The organism is Hydrogenophaga sp. NFH-34, assembly GCF_021401345.1.
Classification (GTDB): domain Bacteria; phylum Pseudomonadota; class Gammaproteobacteria; order Burkholderiales; family Burkholderiaceae_C; genus Hydrogenophaga; species Hydrogenophaga electricum.
Map to the genome: position 1 here is coordinate 1 of NZ_JACBGE010000068.1, position 696 is coordinate 696.

At 67.8% G+C, this 696-nt stretch carries 2 protein-coding genes; both read right to left on the minus strand.

The window, feature by feature from the left end:
- A partial coding sequence (locus tag L0977_RS25340; protein WP_234267698.1) for an ExbD/TolR family protein occupies positions 1 to 269 on the minus strand: 269 nt, incomplete at its 3' end.
- A 34-nt stretch (positions 270 to 303) separates the two neighbouring features.
- On the minus strand, positions 304 to 696 hold a 393-nt coding region (locus L0977_RS25345), incomplete at its 5' end, for a MotA/TolQ/ExbB proton channel family protein (protein WP_234267699.1).

Below are 696 nucleotides of genomic sequence, written 5' to 3' on the forward strand. Positions count from 1 at the left end.
TCGTTCAGGCGCTGCTCGAAGACGGCATCGTCCACCCGCGCATCGTTCCAGTAGTACGCCCCCTCGGCGTCCACCGACAGCCGCACGTTCTCCGGCTTGTCCAGCAGCTTCTGGTTGCTCGCGCGCGGCAGGTCGATGTTGACCGCGTGTTTGATCACCGGCACGGTGATGATGAAGATGATCAGCAGCACCAGCATCACGTCGATGAACGGGATCATGTTGATCTCGCTGAGCATCTGGTCGCTGTCTTCCTGGGTGGCCATGGCCATGGGTGTTCTCCTTGAACGCTCGGGCGGTGTGGCCTCAGGCCTTCTTCATGGGCAGGACCTTGCCCGGGCTGCCGGCGCTGCCCACGCGCGCGCCGGTGACGAAGTAGGCGTGCAGGTCGTGCGCAAAGCGGTTGAGCTGGTGCGTGATGGCCTTGTTGGCGCGCACCAGGGCGTTGTAGCCCAGCACCGCGGGGATGGCCACCAGCAGGCCCAGGGCCGTCATGATCAGGGCCTCGCCGATGGGGCCGGCGACCTGGTCGATGCTGACCTGGCCGGCCGCACCGATGCCCAGCAGCGCGTGGTAGATGCCCCAGACGGTGCCGAACAGGCCCACGAAGGGGGCGGTGGAGGCGATGGAGGCGAGCACCGTGAGGCCGCCCTGGGCGCGCGCCAGGTGGTCGTCCAGGCTGCGGCGCAGGCCGCGCTC